The sequence below is a fragment of the Sorangium sp. So ce834 genome (assembly GCF_051521425.1).
GTDB lineage: Bacteria > Myxococcota_A > Polyangia > Polyangiales > Polyangiaceae > Sorangium > Sorangium cellulosum_D.
In genome coordinates this window covers 128,868-145,733 of sequence record NZ_CP150351.1, presented here as the reverse complement: position 1 = coordinate 145,733, position 16,866 = coordinate 128,868, and the positions used below count along the sequence as shown (strand labels likewise).

Here is a 16,866-nt window from a genome sequence, read left to right as displayed (position 1 = left end):
CACGCCGATCTGAGCCACCTTATGCCCCGGCGGCCTCGCCGCGCGACCTCGCGCGACGGGCGGCGATGGCGCGGGCGCGAAGGCTGGAAGACACGAAGAAAGTTCAATGATTTTCATGCCTTCCCGCTTTCATGGGCGCTCTCTCCGGTCCGAGGGCGGCGCCGCCGTGCGGCGCGCCGTCTCCCCCTCGCCCTCGCCCTCGCCCCGCCCCTCCCCGGCCCCGGCCGGCGCGCCCCTCCGGCGCGGCCCCGGCGAGCGCCCGGCTCCCCGGCGGAGGCGCCCATGAGCGCCGACGCGGCCCGGGCGCGCGGCGCGCGGGAGCTCGCGGACGAGCCCGCCCGCCGCCGCATCCGCGAGGACCTCCGGACGACGCTCGTCGTCGAGGCGGCCGCGGGCACCGGCAAGACGACCGCGCTCGTGTCGCGGATCGTCGCCGTGCTGCGAAAGGCGCCCGAGGAGGGCGGCGGGACGCTCGATCGCATCGTCGCGGTGACCTTCACGGAGAAGGCCGCCGGCGAGATGAAGCTGCGCCTCCGCGCCGAGATCGAGCGGGCGCGCGGCGACGCGGCGTCCGGCCCGGCGGAGCGCGCGCGGCTCGACGAGGCGCTCGCGCACCTCGAGGCGGCGCGCATCGGCACCATCCACTCGTTCTGCGCCGACCTCCTGCGCGAGTGGCCGGTCGAGGCGCGCGTCGACCCGCTCTTCCAGGTCGCCGCCGCGGACCAGGCCGAGGCGCTCTTCGACCAGGCCTTCGACGCCTGGTTCCAGCGCACCCTGAACGACCCGCCCGAGGGCGTGCGCCGGATCCTCCGCCGGCGCCCGCGCGACGGCGCGCAGGGCCCGCGCGACCTGCTCCGGAGCGCGGCGTGGCGGCTCGCCGAGCACCGCGACTTCACGCGCCCCTGGCGCCGCGATCCGTTCGATCGCGAGCGCGCCATCGACGAGCTCCTCGACCGCCTCGCGGCCCTCGCGGACCTCGGCGCCGAGGCCGACCGGGAGGGCGACTACCTCGCGCAGAGCCTCCGGAACATCGACCGGTACCTCGCGGAGCTCCGCCGCCGCGAGGAGGTCACCGGCGGGCGCGATCACGACGGGCTCGAGGCCGAGCTCGGCGAGCTCGCGCGCTGGAAGGAGTGGCGCTGGAAGGGCTCGGGCAAGGCGTTCGGCGCGGACCTCTCGCGCGCCGAGGTGCTCGCGCAGCGCGACCGGGTGAAGGTCGAGCTCGACGCCGTGCTCACGGCCGCGAGCGCCGACCTCGCGGCCTGCCTCTCGCGCGAGCTCCGGCCGCCGATCGAGGCGTACGACGCGCTCAAGGCGCGCGCCGGCAAGCTCGACTTCCTCGACCTGCTCCTCTGCGCCCGGAACCTCCTCCGCTCGAGCCGCGCCGTCCGCGAGGAGCTGAACCTCCGCTTCTCGCACCTCTTCGTCGACGAGTTCCAGGACACCGACCCGCTCCAGGCGGAGCTCCTGCTCCTGCTCGCGGCCGACGACCCGGCCGAGACCGACTGGACGCGGGCGCGCCCGGTGCCCGGCAAGCTCTTCGTCGTCGGCGATCCGAAGCAGTCGATCTACCGCTTCCGCCGCGCCGAGGTCGCGCTCTACGAGGCGACGAAGGCCCGGCTCGTCGCGTGCGGCGCGAGCGTGCTGTACCTGTCGACGAGCTTCCGCAGCGCCCCGTCGATCCAGGAGGCCGTCAACGCGGCGTTCGCGCCGCTGATGCAGGGGGGGTCGGGCGAGGGCGCGGCGAGCCAGGCGCGGTACGTCGCGCTCGAGCCGTTCCGGGACGACCCCGTCGGGCAGCCGACGGTGATCGCGCTGCCGGTGCCGCGGCCTTACGGCGACTTCGGGAAGATCTCCGATTTCCGGGTGCGGCAGTCGATCCCGGACGCGGTGGGCGCCTTCGTCCACCACCTCATCCACGGCGGCCGGGGCGCGGCGGGCGGGCGGCGGTGGACGGTGACCGAGCGCGAGCGCCCGGGCCAGCGGGTGCCGCTCGAGGCGCGGCACATCTGCCTCTTGTTCAAGCGGTTCCAGACGTTCGGCGAGGACGCGACCCGCGCCTACGTGCGGGCGCTCGAGGCGCGGCGGATCCCGCACGTGCTCGTGGGCGGGCGGTCGTTCCACGATCGCGAGGAGGTGATGGCGGTGCGGAGCGCGCTGCTCGCGATCGAGTGGCCGGACGACGAGCTCAGCGTGTACGCGACGCTGCGCGGGCCGCTCTTCGCGCTGACGGACGACGTGCTCCTCCTGTACCGCGACCGGTTCCAGCGCCTGCACCCGCTGGCTCAGCCCGACGACGGGGCGCTCGATCTCGCGGTCGAGGGCGGAGCGCGGCCGCTCTGGGAGGTCGCGGAGGCGCTCGCGGTGCTCGGGCGGCTGCACCGCGAGCGCAACCGGCGGCCGATCGCGGACACGATCGGCGGGCTGCTCGACGAGACGCGCGCGCACGCCGGCATCGCGATCTGGCCGACGGGGGAGCAGGCGCTCGCGAACGTGCTGCGGGTGATGGATCTCGGGCGGCGGTTCGAGGCGGGCGGCGCGACGTCGTTCCGGGCGTTCGTGGAGCGGCTCGAGGCGGACGCGGAGCGGGGCGAGGTCGCGGAGGCGCCGGTCGTCGAGGAGGGGACGGAGGGGGTGCGGATCATGACGGTGCACCGGGCCAAGGGGCTCGAGTTCCCGGTGGTGATCCTGGCGGATCCGGCGTCGCCGGCGGTGCACCAGCACCCGTCGCGTCACGTGGATCCGGAGCTCGGGCTGTGGGCGGAGCCGCTCGCGGGCTGCGTGCCCGCGGAGCTCGTCGAGCGCCGCGACGAGGTGCTGCGCCGCGATCGCGAGGAGGCGGTGCGGCTCGCGTACGTGGCGGCGACGCGGGCGCGCGAGCTGCTCGTGGTGCCGGCGGTGGGCGACGCGCGCCCGGGGGACGGCTCAAGCGACGGCTGGCTGGACGTGCTGCACCCGGTGCTCTATCCGGCGCCGCGCGACCGGCGCAGCGCGCGGCGCTGCGAGGACCTCGGCTGCCCGCCGTTCGGGACCGACACGGTGCTGGAGCGCCCGGCGCGGTGCGAGGCCGACGAGCGCGACGCGGTGGCGCCCGGGGAGCACACGCCGATGGCGGGGTCGCACCGCGTGGTGTGGTGGGATCCGAGCACGCTCGACCTGGATCGCGAGCCGGAGGCGGGGCTCCGGCAGCAGCGGATCCTGCAGGCGGACGCGAGCGGGGCCGGCGCGACGGCGGGCGCGGGCGCGACGACGGGCGCGGGCGCCGCGGCGGCGGACGCAGGCGCGGGCACCGCCGCGGGCGCGGGCGCCGCGGCGGGCGCGGGCGCGGCGGCGGAGATCGGGCAGCGCGGGTACGAGGTGTGGCTGGAGGCGCGGCAGCGGGCGATCCGGGACGGCGCGGTGGCGGCGATCCGCGTGAAGACGGCGACGCAGATCAGCCATGAGGCGGCGACGGAAGCGGCTGCGGCGGCGGCCGGCGCGGCGGGATCGGCCGCGCAGCGGAGCGGCGCGGCCGGCGCGCCGCGCGCGGACGCGTTGCCGGTTATCTCGTTCGAGCAGACCGCGATCGCGCGCGAGGGCCGGCCTTACGGCAAGCGGTTCGGGACGCTGGTGCACGCCGTGCTGGCCGAAGTGGATCTCCGGGCGGGCGAGGACGAGGTGAGGACGGTGGCCGCGGCGCAGGCGCGGCTCCTGGGAGCGCCGGCCGAGGAGGTCGACGCGGCGGTCGCGGCGGCGGTCGCGGCGCTCGAGCACCCGCTGCTCCGGCGCGCGGCGGAGAGCGCGGCGCGCGGCGCGTGCGAGCGGGAGACGCCGCTGCTCCTGCGGCTCGAGGACGGGACGCTCGCCGAGGGCGTGGTCGATCTCTCGTTCCGGGAGAGCGTGGGCGACGTGGGCGTCTGGACCGTGGTCGACTTCAAGACCGGCTCGGACGCCGGCACGGCCCACGCGGCCCAGGAGGCGCAGGTGCGGCTCTACGTGCAGGCGATCGCCGAGGCGACGGGCGAGCGGGCGAGAGGGGTGGTGCTCCGGGTGTGAGGGGCGCCGCCGGGCGCCGCCGCTCGGAAGGCCAGCGAGCGAGGACCGGCGGCGCGCGAGGCTCGGTATGACGCCGCGTGCCTGGATGGCCGCGGAGCGCGGGAGCATGCGAGTCGAGCTGCCACGCTGAGCAGCAGACGTCGGCACATCGATGCGGCTTCACTGCCCGGCTCACGCCCGCAGCGCGCCGTGTCACCTCGTGGACGACGGGTCGATCGGGCGATGGAATCACCGCTCCTCGATCCTCGAGCGCGAGGGTCGACGGCGGGCTCAGCGCGTGACGCCGCACGCGGTTCTCCTCTCATCCTGAGAGCATGTACTCGCCTGGTAAGCACAGGCAGCTCGTGCGATGATGATGACTCTGGGCGCGAGGGCGAAGCAGGCGGCGAGCGATGGCCCCCATTCGCGCATCGACGCATCGATTCGGCCATGCCCCGCCCGTCCTCGCGAGCACGGAGGCACCGGCAAGGACGCTGCTTGCGCACGCGGGCGCAAGAGGCGCCTCGGGCAGAGACCAGCGAAGGAGAACCCATGATTTACAATGTAATGGACTATGGCGCCGTCACGCTCGAACGCGTCACCAACGGCAACGACGCCTACGAATATGGCAACCATTATCCGGACACCGCCAACACCAACAACACCGCGGCGATCCAGGCAGCGATCGCCGCCGCCAGCGCAGCAGGCGGCGGCGTCGTCTATTTCCCCCGCGGCGTCTACCGGATCCAGTCGCCGATCCAGGTCTCCTCGGACGGCGTGATCCTGGAGGGCGAGGGCCGGCACAGCGTGCTCCTGCACTGGCCTGGCGTGGGCAACCCCTTCATCGCGGTGCGTCTGCAGAAGGGCGTCGGCTTCGATGAGCTGAGGAACGTGGGCGTGCGAGATCTCACGATCGCGTTCAAGGGTGCCGGTCCCTACAGCGATGGAGCGCTCTACTTCAACGCCTGCGTCGACTGGTTCTGCGAGCGGGTCACCGTCCGCGGGGGTGGAGCCGGGATGGGCGATTCCTTCACCAACGGGATCAACGTCTCGTACCGCTCGCGCGACGGCATCATCTCCGGGTGCGTGGTCGACGGCGTGAGCAAGCCCGGCATCTACCTGAGCTGGGCCGAGCACGTCACCGTCGTGGGGTGCGTGGTGAAGAACGTCAATTGCACCGCGCCCAATGCCGCGGACAACGGTGGCGGGTTCAACGTCGCCGGCGGCCACGACATCACCTTCCTCGATTGCCACGCGCACAACTGCTCCGGCGGCGGCATCCAGTTCAGCACCGGCAGGTTCAACGAGCCCTTCATCGGCACCATCACGGCCGTGGCATCGCAAACCAGCTTCACCCTCCAGGTGCCGGAGCTCCTTGCCAAGCAGTACATCGAGAGGCTGGGCGTGTGGAACGACAGCCAGAAGCGCATCGAGGCGCTCGAGGTCGCCGCTGTGACCGATCTCGGAGGCGGCACCTCGTGGTCCGTGACGCTGAGCAAGGCGCCGGACCAGACGCTCGCCGTTCACAACCCGAGTGGGAGCGCATGGAACGGAGTCGCTTATTCCAACTTCGTGCCGTTTCGAAACATCAAGATCATCGGTGGATCGTCGAGGAGCAACGGGACGGGGATCAACCTGGGAGCGCAGCGGATCGGGGCCGTTGGCAAGGACATCGTGATCTCCGGGGTCCTCTGCGAAAACAACACCGTTGGCCTTCAGGTGGCCTCCACGGAGGACGTGATCATTCAGGGCTGCATCGTCCGCGGCAATGCCGAGGGGATCAAGTTGACGGACGTCACTGCCAGTGCCCCGCCGGTCGACAATCTGACCAACCGGATCACGATCAGTGACAGCGAGATCTACGACAACACAGGCGTCGGACTGAGGCTGCGGTCGGTGAACAACGTCACGGTCCAGAACACGAGGATCTCCCGTACATCGAGCGCGCTTCAGAATATCGCCATCGTGTTCGACACGACGTCCACGGGCGGGAGATCGACCGACATCAAGCTGCTCGGGATCGATCTCGCCGGGTACACCTCGACCACCAGCTCGCCGATCGTCGATCTGAACGTCAACCAGAGCGTCCCGCAGACAGGCCACTACGAGCTCGCGTACCCTCGGTCGCCGGCGGGCTTCCTCTATGCGCCGCCGGGCTCGGTGTACCGGGACACGTCGAACGGCGCCGTGTACCGGAAGACCCAGGGGTGGGCGAAGGACAACTGGACGGCTTCGCTCGGCGGCCATATCCAGACGACCACTGCCGCGGAGGCGATCGTGGCGAGCTACGCGCTGCCGGAGAAGTCGGTAGTGCACGCGACCGCGGTGGTGGTCGCGCGCAACGCCGCGGATAACGAGTGCGCCGTCTACCGGTGCGCGGTCGGCGCCAAGCGGCACGAAGACGACCCTGCGGCGCTCCTGGGAGCATCGCAGAAGATCGGCGCGGAAGGGGAGGACGTCTCGGGCTGGGACGTCACGTTCGGCGTGGCGCCCAGCAGCAACAACCTCGAGCTGCGTGTCCAGGGCGAGGCGAGCAAGACGATCGACTGGGTAGCCCGGCTCGAGCTCGACATCCACACGGCGGCGTGACGCCGGGCGCCGTGACGCCGCGCCGCCGGTGTCCGGCACATCGCGCGGAGCAGCAGGTGCGAGCGCCGAGCCACGTCATCCTGGCGCGGTTGCGCTAGGATGGCGCCATGCTCGACCGATGGCGGCAATTCCGTACCAACCCAGGGAAGTGGGGTGTGGTGCGCACCGTCGTGGCGCTCGCCCTCGCGCTCACGGGCGCCGTGATACTCACCGCGTACGCGCAGTCCTACTGGCCCACCGTGCCCGGCGTCGCGCTCGGGTTCGTGATCCCGTACCTGGCTCGGGACGCGCTCGTCGAGCATGCGCAGAAAGTGCAGCGCTTTCAGTCTTATTCCATGGTCGGCATCGGGCTGATCGCCGCGGTGGGGCGCGACGTCTTCAAAGAGGTCGGGCCCATCGGGCTCGCGGTGGCGCTCACCTTCGCCGCGGCTCAGGTGGGCACGTACTTCTGGCTGCTCTCGGATCCCCGGATCTCGATCGTTCGCAGCTGAGGCATCACCTGGGTTGCTCCCCGGCACGTCGAGGCGCTCGTCCGGCGGCGACACGTCGGAGGAGCCATCGCGCGCCCTCGGCGGAGCGATGTCGAGAAGCGGCGATGTCCGCGAGGAGGCGGTCGTTCCTGGTACGATGCGCGCCGGCGCGGAGGCCGGCATGGGGATGAGCGACGACGGTGGGAAGAAGCTGGGGGTCATCGGTACCGCCATTGCGGCCATCGGGATGATGGTGGCGCGCGGCGCCGACGACTGCGGGCGACTTGGGCTCAAGGGCCTCGGGGCGGCGGAGCATGCCGCGCCAGCGGCCGCGGGGGATGCGCTGCTCGGCGCGGGCAAGGCGGCGGCCCTCGGCGACGACGCGCTGCTCGGCGCGGGCAAGGCGGCGGCCCTCGGCGATCCTGCGCGCGCCGCGGCGCACGCGGGCGATGGCGCGCACGCGCCGAAGGTGGTCGAGGTGCAGCCCGGCAGCGCCATCGAAGACGTGGCCGGCAAGCTTGCAGAGCAGGGGCTGGGGCTGGGGGTGGAGATGCTCCCTGGCGCAACCGACGAGCAGGAAGCGGACGCGACGCAGCCTGCGCCGGAGGCGGCCGCCGCTCCCGGCGTGCAAGGAGCGCGGCGGGCGCCGACGCCGCCCGCCGCCGGCAGCGCCGATGCGGGCGCCGCCGCCACGGGCGCGCCGGCGCCCCGGACCGTGGAGCGCCGGTCCCCCGCAAGGTGACGCAGCGCGCGTACGTCAGCCTGCTCGGTCGATGTCGAGAGGGGCGCCGAACAGGCTGTCGTCTACGTCATCTACGCCTGGCAGGTACGCCTGGCAGGACGGATGACGGTACGCGGCGCGGCGCCGTAAGATGCTGCGGCTTCCCATGATCCATGCCTCCATGAACGCACCTGCCCTGCTCCTCTGCCCGCTGCTGCTCTTCGTGATGGGCTGCGTCGCCGGCGAGCCGGCCCCCGCCGCTCCCCCTCACGCGGGGGCCGACAACCCCTGCGCGCCGGGTGGAACACCGCGGCCTCCCCGCCGGAACATCGTGGCCACGACGGTCACGCCGAGCGGACAGGTCATCGACTGGATCCCGATCGAATCGCAGACCCCCGACGGCAAGATCGCGTCCCCTCCTGCACCTCCGACGAGTTCGAGCGACGCCGCACCGGCGCCCCCGAGCGGCGCCGCGCCGGCGCGATCCCCGGTGGAGACCGGGGTCGAGCTCGGGCCGAGAGGTCCGGCCGGCACGGTGCCGGTGCTGCGCCCGCGACAGCCGCAGTGCGATTGCCTCCCTGGCTACGTCCAGCAAGCCGATGGCTCGTGCGCGGAGCTCGCCACGCACTGCTCGGGAGAGGGAGCGATGGCGTCCAGCAAGTCGTTCACCGTCTGCTGTCCGGAGCTCGCGCGCATTCCCCTGATGGAGCGCGTCGATGGCAAGTGCGTGACCACGGGGCACGGCGCGCACCTCTGCGCGAAGTGCGGCGACGGCGCCTGCGGCGCGGGCGAAAACGACTGCAACTGTCCGAACGACTGCCACGCAGCCCTCGGCGCCGCGCCGCCGCAAGGTGCCGCCGCGGAGGCGTCCACCCCGGCAGCCGCGGTAGGATCATCCGGCCCATGAGCGCCCTCCTTGCCGAGATCGAGCGGTTCTACGACGCCGTCCCTCGCCGTCGTGCCGACGCCGAGGACCATGGACCGCTGACCCTCTTCGTTCGCCGCGGCGACGGCTGGCCCTACTATGCTCGCCCCACCCTCGGTGTTCGAGGCACCGTGTCGGCCGAGGACGTGGCCGCGGTGCGCGCGCGTCAGCGGCAGCTCTCGATCCCGGAGGCGTTCGAGTGGGTGCTGGAGACGACCCCCGGGCTCGACGCCGCCGCCGAAGCGGCGGGCCTGCACGTCCGCCGCTGCCCGCTGCTCGTGCTCCACGGCGAGCCCGTCCAGGCCGCCCTGCCCGAGGACATCGCGCTCTCGATCATCACCGCGCACGACCCGGATCTCGCCGCCGTGCAGGCCGTCGCGCACGTCGCGTTCGGCGCGCTCAGCACTGCGGCGGGCCCTGCTGGGCCGGCCGAGCGCGACGCCGCCGCAGCGGCGCTCCCGGCCGGGCTCGCAGCGGCCTGGCACGCGTCGCTGATCGAGGGAACGATGGTGCACGCCGCTGCCCGGAGCCCCGGCGGCGCGCTCACCGGGCCGCTCTGCGTGGGCAGCTACCAGCACGCGCTGGACGTCGCCGAAATCGTGGGCGTCGGGACGCTGCCTGCGGCCCGGCGCCGGGGCCTCGCCGCCGCCGTCACCGCGGTCCTGGCCCGGCACGCCCTCGACGCCGGGATGCGCACCGTGTTCCTGTCTGCGCAGAACGACGACGTCGCGCGCGTCTACGAGCGGGTCGGATTCCGGCGCGTCGCCACCGCGTGCATCGCCGAGCCGCCCGAGCAGGCGGAGCGCGCCGAGGACCTCGCCACGTGACCGGTACGAGGCCGGCGAGATCGACCTACCGAGTCATCGACGGCACAGAGGGCTCAGCCGGAGACGGCGTGATAGTCCGGCCCCTCTTCCCCGCGCAGGATCTCGGTCCGAACGACCGATGCGTCCCGCAGGTGCGCCACCGCGCCGAGCTCACCGTCGCGACGGTACGCCGAGAAGGCGTGTTCGTCGGGAAAGGTGACGATGTGAATCTCCTTCAGGCTGAGCCCAGCGCTGTCGGGCGCCGTCACCACGGTGCGCTCGATCGCGCCGCCGTACCGGGCCATCACGGCCGCGGCCCTCCTCTCGTACGCGCGGAATGCGTCGAGCGCCTCGCATCGCACCGTGAGGATCACAACCAGCGTCACCGGAACGTCCCCTCGTTCACGTCACGCCCCCGCAGAAGCACAAAAAAAAAGAGCGCCCATTCGACGGTGGGGGGGGGAAACCGTCACGGGCGCTCCGCCTCCAGGTTTAGCAGGATGCGGACCAAGCGCTGCACCCTGGTTTTCCGCGCGTTTTCCTTAGGGAGACTGCGTACCCCTTTCGATCCTGAAACCGGCGCATGCAATCCTGACATCCTCCGGTCGCTGCCGGCGACGGGCGGCCCGTCCGGCGGTACGGCGCCACACCTGACGCCGGCGCCCGCCGTCGTCGGCCGATGCGACATGCTCGACGGCGGCGGGGCTCCGCGCCCTCCTCGGGCGCGAGCACGTCGTCGCGCGCACACGGCTTGAGGCCGGCGGGGACCACGTTGCTTGGGCCGCCGGAACCACGTTGCTTGAGGCCGCGGGAACCACGGTCGCCGCCGCGCCAGGGAGCGCGGCCGCCGCGCGGAGCGGCCGCTCGACTCCGTCCGACGAGGCGCGCCGCGCCGGCCGACGGAGCGCGCCGCGCCGGCCTGCGCGCATCGTTGACATCGCCGCCAGGATTGCTCCAATGCGAGCGCCCGCTCCGCGCTGATCCAACGAGGAGGCATTCGATGCGGCACTTTCTGACCACGATGGACTATACCCGCGCCGAGATCGAGGGCCTCCTCGAGCGCGCGCAGCGCTTCAAGCGCCGGCCGATCGAGCCGCGCCTCAAGGATCGCACCATCGCGCTCGTGTTCTTCAACCCGTCGCTGCGCACGCGCACCTCCTTCGACGTCGGCATCCGGGAGCTCGGCGGGCACGCCGTGGTCCTGGAGCCCGGCCGGGGCGCCTGGCCCATCGAGTTCGAGGAAGGCGCCGTGATGGACGGCGAGCCGGAGGAGCACGTCCAGGAGGTCGCTCGCGTGCTCTCGCGCTACGCCGACCTCATCGGCGTGCGCGCGTTCCCCAAGTTCCAGCGCTGGGAGGAGGATCGCCAGGACAAGGTGCTCCAGAGCTTCGCCCGCCACGCGACCGTGCCGGTGGTGAACCTCGAGACCATCACCCACCCTTGCCAGGAGCTCGCCCTCGCGCTCGCCATGAAGGAGCGCCTCGGCCGCCTCGACGGCAAGAAGTTCGTGCTCACCTGGACGTACCACCCGCGCCCGCTCAACACCGCAGTCGCCAACTCGGCCGTTCTCATCGCCTCCAAGCTCGGCATGGACGTCACCCTCCTCTGCCCCACCGAGGAGTACCACCTCGACGAGCGCTACCTCGACGCCGCCAGGAAGAGCGCGGCCGAGAACGGGCGGAAGCTCTCGATCACCTACGACATCGAGTCCGCCTACCGGGGCGCCCACGTCGTGTACGCGAAGAGCTGGGGCGCGATTCCCTACTTCGGGCGCTGGGAGCAGGAGAAGCCCCTCCGCGACCGGCACAAGCACTTCATCGTCGACGAGCAGAAGATGGCGCTCACCGCGGGTGGGCTCTTCTCCCACTGCCTGCCGGTCCGGCGCAACGTGAAGGTCACGGACGCCGTGATCGACTCGCCGGCCTCCATGGTCATCGACGAGGCCGAGAATCGGTTGCATGTTCAGAAGGCCGTGATGGACGTGCTGGCCAACGGGTGGTGACCGCGATGGGCTCGACACAAGACGTCATCGTCCGCCTGCTCAGGAACCTCGGCAGCCGCAAGGAGGTCGAGCAGTACCTGAAGCAGTACGCGGCCGTCGATCAGCAGAAGTTCGCCGTCATCAAGGTCGGCGGCGCCATCCTCGACGAGGACCTGGAGGCGCTCGCGACCTCGCTCGTGTTCCTGAACCAGGTCGGCCTGTATCCCATCGTGATCCACGGCGCCGGGCCGCAGCTCGATCGGGCGCTCGCCGAGGCGGGCATCCAGACCGAGCGCGTCAACGGGCTGCGCGTCACGACGCCCCGCGTCCTGGAGATCGCGCGCCGCGTCTTCCTGCGCGAGAACCTGCGGCTCGTCGAGGCGCTCGAGGAGATGGGCACGCGCACGCGGCCGATCACCGCGGGCGTCTTCGAGGCGTCGCTGATGGACGAGGGTCGCCTCGGGCTGGTCGGCAGGGTGGAGCGCGTCCACGTCGACGCGGTGAGGTCCAGCCTGCGCGCGGGGCACCTGCCGATCCTCGCCTGCCTCGGCGAGACGCCGGGCGGGCAGATCGTCAACATCAACGCCGACGTGGCCGCGCGCGAGCTCGCGCTCGCGACGCAGCCGTTCAAGATGATCTTCCTCACGAGCGCGGGCGGCCTCCTCGACGAGCACGGGCGCATCATCTCGGCCATCAACCTCGAGGAGGACTACGCGGGCCTCGTCGGCCAGCCCTGGGTGACCGGGGGCATGCGGCTCAAGCTGCAGGAGATCAAGCTCCTGCTCGACGGGCTGCCGCCGACCTCCTCGGTGTCGATCACGGCGCCGGATCACCTGGCGAAGGAGCTGTTCACGCACACGGGCTCTGGCACGCTCGTCCGCCGCGGCGAGCGGATCCTGCGGCACGACACGCTCGACGGCATCGATCGCGGCCGGCTGCGCGACCTGCTCGAGGCGTGCTTCCAGCGGCAGCTGGACGAGCACTACTTCGACAAGAAGCCGTTCTACCGCATCTACCTGTCCGACTCGTACCGGGCGACGGCGATCCTCACGCTCGACTCGGGCGACAAGGCGCCCCTGACTCCGTACCTCGACAAGTTCGCGGTGACCACGGAGGCGCAGGGCGTGGGGATCGGCGGCTCGCTCTGGACGCGGATGAAGAACGAGAACCCGAAGCTGTTCTGGCGCGCCCGGAACGGCAACGAGATCAACCCCTGGTATTTTCAGCAGGCCGAGGGCAGCTACCGCAACGAGAAGTGGACGGTGTTCTGGTACGGCCTGTCCAGCTTCGACGACATCCGGGCCTGCATCGATCACGCGCTGTCGTTGCCGGCGACCCTGCGCCAGCACGGCACGACCGAGCGCTGACCCCGCGCCGCCGAGCCCGGCGCGCGCCCGCCGCGCCCGGGCTCGCGGCGGGTCGCGCCTCGGTCCGGGCTCACAGCGGGTCGTCGTCCCCGTCGGCGTCCGCCCGTGCGAGGGGCTCGCGCCCCCGGTCGGCCGCAGCGTCCGGCAGGTGCGGCTCCGGCGGCGGCGGGGCGCTCGTCCGCTTCTCGGCGGCGCGCGCCTTCGGCGATCGCCGCGAGCGCTTCGGCTTGGCGGACGCGCCGGACGCCTCCGGAGGGCGCGGCTTCTTGAGCGCCCGCGGCGGCAGGAGCTCCGAGTCGACAGCGACCTTCTTCGCCATGAAGATCGCGGCGTCGAGCCGGTAAAAGCTGCGCTTCCGGTAGAACTTGAGGGCGCCGATGTTGTTCTCGGCCACCTCCAGCACGAGGTGGGTGCAGCCGTGGATGCGCGCGAGGTGCTCGAGCTGCTCGAGCATGAACGCGCCGACGCCGCGACCCTGGTAATCGGGGTGGACCGCGAGCTCCTCGACGAAGAGCGGGCGCATGTCGTGCTTCGTGAAGTACCGCTCGTTCATCCAGTTGTCGGTCCCGGTGATCTCGAACGCGCACTCCGCGTAGCCGACGATCTCCTGCCCATCGCCCTGGCGCACCTCGAAGAGGAGCTGCTCGACGCCTTCCTCTTCGTAGACCTCCAGGAACCGCTTCTTCGAGCGAGGGCGCTGGTACTCGACCGTTTCCCGGTTCACGTCGCGGAACACCTTTTTGAGAAATTCCCAAACTCGGTTCAGGTCGCGGCGGTGGATCCGGCGGACGTAGATGAGGCTCTCCTCCCCGGCGCCGGGGGAGCTCGACTCGGCCTTGGTCATTGTCGCGCCCAGTCTACAGGACGAACGCGGAGCGGGCACATCGCGACGACCGCGAGGCTCGCCCCTCCAGGGGCGCAGGGCTCGTGAGGGCGTGAGCGCGAGTACGGAGGAAGGCAGGGTCGCGCCATCGAGGGCGCTCGCCTCAGGTAGGCATCACGCTACCGAGGGCGCTCGTCTCAGACGTCGACCAACGTCAGGCCCGAAGCGGCAGCACGCCCCAGGCGGCACAAATGGATCGCGGGGTGGTGGGGCCCCGCCGAGCTTCGCTCGGTGGGGCGGCGGGGGCGCGTGCCCCCGCCGCGAGACTGCGGCGCGTGCCCCCGCCGTGAGACTGCGAGACTACACCGCGGCCTGCGGGCCGATCTGCTGGAGGCGCGCGTTGATCACGTCCCAGTTCAGGCCGGAGAGCACGTTGGCCACGTAGTCCGCCTTCTTGGTCTGGTAGTCCGCGAAGTACGCGTGCTCCCAGGCGTCGATCGCGACCATGATATGCGTGTTCGCGAACAGGCCTACATCGTGCTCGGTCCGGATGAGGTTGTTGAAGAGCTTCTTCTCCTGGTAGTCGTACACGAGCACCGTCCAGCCGTGCGCGCTCAGGAGCGCCGCCTTGGCGTCCGCCAGCCAGTTGTCGAAGCTGCCGAAGGAGGCCTCGATGATCTTCTTCGACTGGGCGCTCGGCTGCGTCGAGCCATTGCCGATGTTCTCGAAGTACAGCTCGTGCAGCACCGTGCCGTTGAACGCGACAGGCTCGCGGCGCTTGAGCTCGCTGTACGCGTTGTACGAGTAGTTCGGCGCGCTGCGATCCGCCTTGCCGAGCTGCTCCCAGATCTCGTTGAGCTTCTTCACGTAGCCCTGGTACAGCGTGAAATGCGCCTTGAGCTGCAAATCACTCAAGCCCTTGGCGTTGCCGCCGAGGAGATGGTCGAAGTTCTTCGGTTCGCGGGCCATGGTGCCTCCTAACGAGTGCCGCGAGCAACGCGTGCCGCGGGGGGTAGGCCGCCGCTCTACCGCTGCTGCCCTCCGGTAGCAACCCTGGCGTGCGAGGTGCCACGGCGCGCCCTCACGGCGCAAGCGGACCTGCCCCAGACCCGACCGCGCTTGCAGGAAACTCCGTACGGGGCGCGAGGCGCACCGTGAATGCGCGTCGGAACCGCCGCGACCAGGGCCGCGCCGCCGCGCGCACAGCGCCTCCCTCGATCCGGGCCGATGGGCCGCCGCGCCGGGAAAAACCTCGTGAAACGTTGAACGCCGCGGGCGTTTCGGTCGATACTCCGGGGGCTTGCTGTTCCTTCGCGCAAGGAGGCGACCTCGTTCATGCCGGCTCGTACACAGGGGACCCATCCGACGGCCGCGCTCGCGGCGGCGCTGTGCCTGCTCGGGGCAGCGGCTCAGGCCGAAGCGCAGGAGCCCGCGAGACCCGAAGGCTTCGCGCTCGACAGGTTCCAGCCCGCGCCGGCAGGCGACCGCATGTTCGGTGTCCAGTCCGCCTACGCCGCGGGAGACACGTCGCCCCACATCATGATCCTCGGCGACTACGCCCAGGATCCGCTCGTGTTGCGGAGGCTCCGGGGGAACGAGGATATCGGCGACGGCAAGGTCGTCGGCAGCCAGCTCCTGCTCCACCTGAGCGCCTCGCTCTCTCTCTGGAAGCGCCTCACGGTGAACGTCGATCTGCCGCTCGCGTTCCAGTCCGGCGACGGCGGGGTCGCCTCGGGGGCCGTGCTCCCGCAGCCGGCCACGAGCGCGCTCGGGGACCTCCGGCTCGGCGCGCGCGCGACCCTCTACGGCGACTACTTCGATCCGTTCCAGATCGCCCTCGGCGGCTACGTGTGGCTGCCGACCGGCGACCCCGAGGCGTACTCCGGGGACGGCGACGTGCGCGGCAGCCCGCAGCTCGTCCTCGGCGGCCACCTGGATCGCGCGGTCTGGTCGCTCGCCGCGGGGCCGGAGTTCCGGTCGAGCAGGCAGTTCGCCAACGTCGAGCAGGGGATGATGGTGCACTGGGGCGCCGGCGTCGGCCTGCTGCTCGACGACGAGCGGCGGCTGCAGATCGGGCCGGAGATCACCGGCTCGATCACGATCTCCGACGTCCAGCCGCGCACGACCAACCTGGAGGCCCTGCTCGGCGGGCGCTACCGCTTCGCCAGCGACTTCGAGGCCGGGCTCGCCGTGGGCCCCGGCCTCACCGCCGGCGTCGGCACGCCCTCGATCCGCGCGGTGGCCATGGTCGCCTACTCGCCCGAGGTGAAGCCGCCCGTGAAGGACCGGGACGGCGACGGCATCCCCGACGACGCCGACGCGTGCCCGGACGTCGCCGGCGTGGGGAGCGCGGACCGCGCAAAGAACGGGTGTCCGCCGCCCAAGGACGCGGATCGCGACGGCATCCTCGACGCCGTCGACGCCTGCCCCGCCGTGGCCGGCGTCGCCTCGCCGGACCCGAAGAAGAACGGCTGCCCGCCGCCCGGCGACCGCGACAAGGACGGCATCACCGACGACGTCGACGCGTGCCCGGACCAGGCCGGCCCGAGCGACGAGGACCCGAACAAGAACGGCTGCCCGCCGCCGCCCGATCGCGACAGCGACAAGATCCCCGATCCCTCGGACGCGTGCCCGGATCTGCCCGGCATCGCCACGACCGACCCCGCCACGAACGGCTGCCCGGGCGACACCGACGGCGACGGCATCCGCGACGACCAGGACGCCTGCCCGAACGAGAAGGGCAAGCCGAACGAGGATCCGAAGCAGCACGGGTGCCCGGCCGCGGTCCGGGTGACCGAGACCGAGATCGTCATCCTGCAGCAGGTGCAGTTCGACATCGGCAAGGCGACCATCCGGCCGATCAGCCACGAGCTGCTCGAGGAGGTCGCCGGCGTGCTCAAGGACCATCCGGAGATCCTCAAGATCGAGGTCCAGGGCCACACGGACGACCGCGGAGCGCGCCAGTTCAACACGAAGCTGAGCCAGGCGCGCGCGGAGTCGGTGCTGATGGCGCTCGTCGAGCGCGGCATCGCGCCCGAGCGCATGCAGGCGAAGGGCTACGGCCCCGACGTCCCGATCGCGGACAACAAGACCGAGGCGGGGCGCCAGAAGAACCGGCGCGTCCAGTTCAACATCATCGAGAAGGCAAAGAAGCAGCCATAGGGCTGGAG

At 71.8% G+C, this 16,866-nt stretch carries 12 protein-coding genes; 9 read left to right on the top strand and 3 right to left on the bottom strand.

Features of this window, described 5'->3' with window-relative positions:
• Nucleotides 1–282 precede the first annotated feature (282 nt).
• From WMF20_RS00500 to WMF20_RS00475, 6 genes are all read left to right on the top strand, one after another.
• Nucleotides 283–4,035 carry a UvrD-helicase domain-containing protein gene (locus WMF20_RS00500; RefSeq protein WP_437609690.1) on the top strand — a complete coding sequence of 1,251 codons (3,753 nt, stop codon included), beginning with the start codon at nt 283–285 and terminating at the stop codon, nt 4,033–4,035.
• 531 nt (nt 4,036–4,566) lie between these two features.
• Nucleotides 4,567–6,603: a right-handed parallel beta-helix repeat-containing protein gene (locus WMF20_RS00495; RefSeq protein WP_437609688.1), complete on the top strand. Its 2,037-nt coding sequence runs from the start codon at nt 4,567–4,569 to the stop codon at nt 6,601–6,603.
• A gap of 107 nt (nt 6,604–6,710) precedes the next feature.
• On the top strand, nt 6,711–7,094 hold the full coding sequence (locus WMF20_RS00490; RefSeq protein WP_437609686.1) for a hypothetical protein: 384 nt from the start codon (nt 6,711–6,713) through the stop codon (nt 7,092–7,094).
• Nucleotides 7,095–7,182: 88 nt separating this feature from the next.
• Nucleotides 7,183–7,815, top strand: coding sequence for a hypothetical protein (locus tag WMF20_RS00485; RefSeq protein WP_437609684.1), 633 nt, complete (start codon nt 7,183–7,185; stop codon nt 7,813–7,815).
• Nucleotides 7,816–7,975: 160 nt separating this feature from the next.
• Nucleotides 7,976–8,701 carry a hypothetical protein gene (locus WMF20_RS00480; protein ID WP_437609681.1) on the top strand — a complete coding sequence of 242 codons (726 nt, stop codon included), beginning with the start codon at nt 7,976–7,978 and terminating at the stop codon, nt 8,699–8,701.
• The gene (locus tag WMF20_RS00475) at nt 8,698–9,546 is read left to right on the top strand and encodes a GNAT family N-acetyltransferase (protein ID WP_437609679.1); all 849 of its coding nucleotides are present in this window, start codon (nt 8,698–8,700) and stop codon (nt 9,544–9,546) included. Before WMF20_RS00480 ends, WMF20_RS00475 begins: the two co-directional genes overlap by 4 nt.
• Before the next feature lie 53 nt (nt 9,547–9,599).
• Here the strand turns inward: WMF20_RS00475 and WMF20_RS00470 are convergent, their stop codons facing one another.
• A complete protein-coding gene (locus tag WMF20_RS00470) occupies nt 9,600–9,911 on the bottom strand; it encodes a hypothetical protein (RefSeq protein ID WP_129572446.1) in 312 nt (103 codons plus the stop codon).
• A gap of 614 nt (nt 9,912–10,525) precedes the next feature.
• Between WMF20_RS00470 and WMF20_RS00465 the strand changes: the two genes are divergently transcribed.
• On the top strand, nt 10,526–11,527 hold the full coding sequence (locus WMF20_RS00465; protein ID WP_437609677.1) for an N-acetylornithine carbamoyltransferase: 1,002 nt from the start codon (nt 10,526–10,528) through the stop codon (nt 11,525–11,527).
• Nucleotides 11,528–11,532: 5 nt separating this feature from the next.
• Nucleotides 11,533–12,873: an acetylglutamate kinase gene (locus WMF20_RS00460; protein WP_437609675.1), complete on the top strand. Its 1,341-nt coding sequence runs from the start codon at nt 11,533–11,535 to the stop codon at nt 12,871–12,873.
• 70 nt (nt 12,874–12,943) lie between these two features.
• Here WMF20_RS00460 and WMF20_RS00455 read toward each other — a convergent pair whose 3' ends face one another.
• Nucleotides 12,944–13,717, bottom strand: a complete 774-nt coding sequence (locus tag WMF20_RS00455; protein WP_437609672.1) for a GNAT family N-acetyltransferase — start codon at nt 13,715–13,717, stop codon at nt 12,944–12,946.
• A gap of 339 nt (nt 13,718–14,056) precedes the next feature.
• On the bottom strand, nt 14,057–14,665 hold the full coding sequence (locus WMF20_RS00450) for a superoxide dismutase (RefSeq protein ID WP_129572442.1): 609 nt from the start codon (nt 14,663–14,665) through the stop codon (nt 14,057–14,059).
• Between the two features lie 366 nt (nt 14,666–15,031).
• Between WMF20_RS00450 and WMF20_RS00445 the strand changes: the two genes are divergently transcribed.
• A complete protein-coding gene (locus WMF20_RS00445) occupies nt 15,032–16,858 on the top strand; it encodes an OmpA family protein (RefSeq protein ID WP_437609669.1) in 1,827 nt (608 codons plus the stop codon).
• Nucleotides 16,859–16,866 lie beyond the last annotated feature (8 nt).